This is a genomic window from Polaromonas sp., assembly GCF_029945895.1.
In the GTDB taxonomy this organism is placed as follows: domain Bacteria; phylum Pseudomonadota; class Gammaproteobacteria; order Burkholderiales; family Burkholderiaceae_C; genus Polaromonas.
On record NZ_JAQSDL010000023.1, the window covers coordinates 1 to 4,816 of the forward strand.

Below are 4,816 nucleotides of genomic sequence, written 5' to 3' on the forward strand. Positions count from 1 at the left end.
TGCGGACCTGGTGATCGCCCACAACGCCGGCTTTGACCGTCCGTTTGTCGAGGCCCGGCTGGCGCAATTTGCGCAGCGGCCCTGGGCCTGTTCGTTCGCCGATCTGGACTGGAAAAAAGAAGGCCGAGGCTCTGCCAAACTCACGCAACTGGCGCTGGAACTCGGCTGGTTCTACGATGCGCACCGCGCCGAGATGGACTGCCACGCGTTGCTGGCGGTGCTGGCCAGCCCGCTGCCGGTGTCCGGTCAGACGGGGCTGGCACAGTTGCTGACTGTCGCGGCCAGGCCCGGCTACCGGCTGCAGGCAACCGCCGCACCGTTTGAGGCCAAGGATCTGCTCAAGGCCAGGGGCTACCGTTGGGACGGGGAACACCGGGTGTGGCACACCCGCCTGGGTGACGAGGCGCAGTTGCAGGCCGAATGTGAATGGCTCAAGGCGTCGGTGTACGGCAACCGCACCGCGCGTGTCCAGGTGGAACGCCTGGACGCGGGCAATCGTTATTCGCTGCGACCGGGCAAGGTCGAACCCAGGGCGCTTTAGAAACTGTCCGGGCTGCGCTGCCAGGTGATGCAACGGTTGTTGGCTGGCATGGCCCGGTCTTCCAGCAGTTGCAGGCCGGCCGTGGCCGCCAGGGCATGGACCGCCTCGACATCGCGCAGTCCACTGGCGGGGTTGCCGGCACGCAGGGAGGCATCGAAGGCGGCATTGCTGTCGCTGGTGAAGCGGCCGCCATAGTTGAAGGGGCCATACACCGTGAGCAACCCGCCCGGCGGCATCTGCCGGTCCAGCGCCTGGAACAGCCGCTGCACTTCAGGCCAGCCCATGATGTGGAGGGTGTTGGCGCTGAACACCGCGTCAAACGACACATCGGGCCAGTCCTGGCGCAGGTCCAGCGCGACGGGCGCGGGGGTATTGGGCAGCCCGGCCTCATCCAGCCAGAGCTGCATGCCCGGCAGATTGCCGGCCACATCCGAGGTTTGCCAGCGCAGCCAGGGCAGGGCGCCCGCGAAATACACCGCGTGCTGGCCGGTCCCGCTGCCGATCTCGAGCACCGAGCGCCGGTCGGCAAAACGTTCGCGCAGGACGTCCAGGATAGGGTCGCGGTTTCTGTCGGTGGCGGGCGCGTGGGGCTTGTCCATAGGTGATGATTGTCGCTGTGCGGGGGAACCGCCGGGGCCAGGTCGGGTCGAATCCTGCAACCGGGAGAGGTGTATAACAAACACAGCGGCCACTCAACCCAAGGACCTGCCATGCGATTGCCCAAGCTTTTTTTTATTCTGGCGACCAGCCTGCTCTGGCTCAGTGGCTGCGCGCTCCATCCCTTCAGTGCCGTCCAGCCGGGCATGTCGCAGGGCGAGGTGGTGGCGCGCGTGGGCACGCCAGGCGCCGTGGTGGCCATCCCCCAGGGCACACGCCTGCAGTATTCCGGCCAGCCCACCGGCCAGTTTGCCTTCATGGTGGACCTGGATGCCTCGGGCCGCGTGTCCAGCGTCCGGCAGGTTCTCAACGCAAGGGATTTTGCGCGCATCGAACCCGGCAAATGGACGCGTGACGATGTGCTGCGCGAGTTCGGGCGGCCCACCCTTGTCGACCGGGTGGCCTCCTGGCCGGGCGACATCCTGACCTACCGCTGGTACGACCTGCAGGACCTCTTCTACTGGGTTTATCTGGACAACAACCAGGTGGTGCAGAAAGCCCATCCCGGCATGGAGTTCGTGAACGCGCCCAACGACCGGGACTGAACGCAGCGCCTCAGCAGCGCCTCAGCCTTTTTTCAGCTGAAGGGCGGCCTCGTACAACTCATTGCGCGGCGCGCCAGTGATGTCGGCGGCCAGTTTGACGGCGGTTTTGAGAGGCAACTCGGCCAGCAGCAACTGCAGGACACGGTGGCCGTCGTCCTGGGCCCGCGCCTCTTCGCCGGGGTGCAGCACCAACGCAAATTCGCCCCGTGTGCGCTGGCTGCCGGCAGCCAGCCAGGCGCTGAGATCCTGCGCTGCGACGGTGGCGATTTCCTCAAACTGCTTGGTCAGCTCACGGCCGACCGTGACCAGCCGGTGACCCAGCGGCGCCATGGCGCGTGCCAGCGCTTCCATGCGGTGCGGCGCTTCGAGAATGACGACGGCACGCGCGTCGGTTTGCAGCGCCTGCACGGCCTGCTCCCGCTCCATCGCCTTGGACGGCAGGAAGCCGGCAAACACAAACCCCGAGCCGCCGCTGATGCCGGCCACGCTCAGCGCGGTGGTCACGCTGCTGGCACCGGGCAGCGGCAGAATGGTCAACCCGGCGGCGCGCACGGCCGCCACCAGGCGCGCGCCCGGGTCGCTGACGGCCGGGGTGCCGGCATCGCTGACATAGGCGACGCGTTCGCCGCGCTGCAGGCGTTCGATCACCAGCAGCGCCGCCTGGGCTTCGTTGTGTTCATGCACGGCCAGCAGCGGCTTGTCGATGCCGTACTGGCGCAGCAGCGTCTGGGTATGCCGCGTGTCTTCGCAGGCGATGGCATGCACCAGCTGCAGCACATGCAGCGCGCGCAGGCTGATGTCCGACAGGTTGCCGATGGGCGTGGCCACCACATACAGCGCAGCTTCGGGATAATGCTGCATGCCTGCCGCAGCACGCGCAGCGGGCAGGGCCAGGTCAAAGGAAGCGTTCAATGTGGTTTTCCAGAAAACAGGTTGCAAAAGGGCCACTGAGTGGCGCCGCCGCTGATGCGGCAGAGCAGCCCGGGCAGATTACCACCAAGCGCCTGGGAGATGCGGCGGAATCGCTGGCACTGGCGCATCTGCGGCGCGCCGGGTTGACGCTGGTCGAGTCCAATTATCGAACCCCTGGGCGCGGCGGCGGCGAGGTGGACCTGATCATGCGCGCCCCCGATGGCACCCTGGTGTTTGTCGAGGTTCGCCAGCGCAGGAGCATGTTGCACGGTGGTGCGGCGGCCAGTATCAGCGTCATCAAGCAGCGGCGCATCGTTTTTGCGGCACGGCATTATCTGATGCGGTTTTCCAGCCTGCCACCCTGCCGTTTTGATGTCGTCACGGTGCAGGGCCGGATGGATGCGCCCGACACGGTGGCGGTGGAATGGCTGCGCGGTGCCTTCGAGGCGGATTGAGCCGCTTGCACATGGCCGTTTCGTACCCATTTTGTAACCATGCATTGCGTCTGGCGGGCCGGAGAGGCTGCAAGGCGCTGATTGAAAATCTGACCCGGTATCATTGACCCATGCTCGAACAACGCATTGAACAGCACTTTATTGACAGCGCCGACCTGAAGTACCAGGCCGCGCAGGTTTTATCCAAGCCGATTGCCGCAGCGGTGCAGGCCATCCTGGCCAGCGTAACCAGCGGCGGCAAGGTGCTGGCCTGCGGGAACGGCGGCTCGGCGGCTGATGCGCAGCATTTTGCAGCCGAATTTGTCGGACGTTTTGAGCGCGAGCGGCCTGAGCTGGGCGCGATTGCGCTGACCACCGACAGCTCCATCCTCACGGCAATCGCCAACGACTACGACTTCAGCGTGATTTTTTCCAAGCAGGTTCGCGCGCTCGGCGGCGCTGGCGACGTGCTGCTGGCGCTGAGCACCAGCGGCAACTCGGCCAACGTGCTGGCGGCCATCGAGGCGGCCCACGAACGCGAGATGACCGTGGTGGCGCTGACCGGCAAGAGCGGCGGAAAAATGAGTGCCGCGCTGCGCGAGACCGACGTGCACATCTGCGTGCCGCACGACCGGACCGCCCGCATTCAGGAAGTTCATCTGCTGGCCCTTCACTGTATTTGTGATGGCGTGGATGCCCAATTACTTGGTGACCAGGAGAATACATAAATGACCGTCAAAGCCATTTTTGCGACCATGCGACCGTACCAGAGGCTGGTGCTGACTGTTTGCACCGCTGCGCTGCTCGGCAGCGGCCTGAGCGCCTGCTTCCCGCTGATGCTGGGCGGCGCGGCTGCCGGTGCGATGGTTGCCATTGACCGCCGCACCTCGGGTGCCCAGCTTGAAGACGAAGGCATCGAACTGCGCGCCATGGCCCGTCTGCGCGACAACGTTGGCAGCCGGGCGCGGGTCAGTGTGACCAGCTACAACCGCCAGGTGCTGCTGACCGGCGAGGTGCTCAACGAGCAGGACAAGAAGCTGGTGGAGCAGGTCGTGTCGCGGGTGGAAAACGTGGCCTCGGTGGTCAATGAACTGGGCATCATCAACAGCCCGACGCTGGTACAGCGCTCCTCCGATGTGTTGATCACCGGCCAGGTCAAGGCCCTGCTGATCGACTCCAGGGACATTTATGCCAACGCCTTCAAGGTTGTCACGGAGCGCGGCACGGTCTACCTGATGGGCCGGGTGACACAGCGCGAAGCGGACCGGGCCACGGACATCGTCCGCGGCGCCCGCGGCGTGCAGAAGGTGGTGCGTATTCTTGAAATCATCACCGAAGACGAACTGCGCAGCTTGACGCCAGGGGCGGCCAAGCCGGCCACGGCAACACGTCCGGCAGGCAGCGGCGGCTGATCCCCGCTACGCAGGCTACAAAAAAGGCCGGTGTTTGCACCGGCCTTTTTTATGGTGGGCAGGCGCCTATGGCGCGCTACACCGGCTTATCGCACCGAGTTATTTCAAACGGCGGATCAGGCTGGACGTGTCCCAGCGCTGCCCGCCCATGGCCTGCACATCGCCGTAAAACTGGTCCACCAGCGCCGTGACCGGTAGCCGCGCACCATTGGTCTTGGCTTCGTCGAGCACCAGGCCCAGGTCCTTGCGCATCCAGTCCACGGCAAAGCCGAAGTCGAACTTGTCGGCCACCATGGTCTTGCCGCGGTTGTCGAG

General features: G+C 65.4%; 7 protein-coding genes and 1 pseudogene. 5 read left to right on the forward strand and 3 right to left on the reverse strand.

What is annotated here, in order from left to right:
• Window positions 1–541, forward strand: a pseudogene (locus PSV33_RS02440) (DNA polymerase III subunit epsilon); the annotation flags it as partial.
• Here the strand turns inward: PSV33_RS02440 and PSV33_RS02445 are convergent.
• Window positions 538–1,140 carry a DUF938 domain-containing protein gene (locus tag PSV33_RS02445; protein WP_300558193.1) on the reverse strand — a complete coding sequence of 201 codons (603 nt, stop codon included), beginning with the start codon at window positions 1,138–1,140 and terminating at the stop codon, window positions 538–540. The pseudogene PSV33_RS02440 and the gene PSV33_RS02445 sit on opposite strands and share 4 nt — an antisense overlap.
• A 111-nt stretch (window positions 1,141–1,251) precedes the next feature.
• On the opposite strand from PSV33_RS02445, the gene PSV33_RS02450 reads away from it, so the two are divergent.
• Complete coding sequence (locus PSV33_RS02450; protein WP_300558195.1) at window positions 1,252–1,743, forward strand: hypothetical protein; 492 nt, start codon at window positions 1,252–1,254, stop codon at window positions 1,741–1,743.
• 21 nt (window positions 1,744–1,764) lie between these two features.
• On the opposite strand, the gene rsmI is transcribed toward PSV33_RS02450, so the two are convergent.
• A complete protein-coding gene (gene rsmI / locus PSV33_RS02455) occupies window positions 1,765–2,604 on the reverse strand; it encodes a 16S rRNA (cytidine(1402)-2'-O)-methyltransferase (protein WP_300558206.1) in 840 nt (279 codons plus the stop codon).
• A 50-nt stretch (window positions 2,605–2,654) separates the two neighbouring features.
• On the opposite strand from rsmI, the gene PSV33_RS02460 reads away from it, so the two are divergent.
• The 3 genes from PSV33_RS02460 (at window position 2,655) to PSV33_RS02470 (ending at window position 4,501) form a co-directional block, all read left to right on the forward strand.
• The gene (locus tag PSV33_RS02460) at window positions 2,655–3,110 is read left to right on the forward strand and encodes a YraN family protein (protein ID WP_300558198.1); all 456 of its coding nucleotides are present in this window, start codon (window positions 2,655–2,657) and stop codon (window positions 3,108–3,110) included.
• Between the two features lie 110 nt (window positions 3,111–3,220).
• Window positions 3,221–3,817 (forward strand): phosphoheptose isomerase, encoded by a 597-nt coding sequence (locus PSV33_RS02465; RefSeq protein WP_300558201.1) that lies wholly within the window; start codon window positions 3,221–3,223, stop codon window positions 3,815–3,817.
• Between the two features lie 27 nt (window positions 3,818–3,844).
• Window positions 3,845–4,501 carry a BON domain-containing protein gene (locus PSV33_RS02470; protein WP_300558209.1) on the forward strand — a complete coding sequence of 219 codons (657 nt, stop codon included), beginning with the start codon at window positions 3,845–3,847 and terminating at the stop codon, window positions 4,499–4,501.
• A gap of 99 nt (window positions 4,502–4,600) precedes the next feature.
• On the opposite strand, the gene PSV33_RS02475 is transcribed toward PSV33_RS02470, so the two are convergent.
• A partial coding sequence (locus PSV33_RS02475; RefSeq protein WP_300558204.1) for an NAD-binding protein occupies window positions 4,601–4,816 on the reverse strand: 216 nt, incomplete at its 5' end.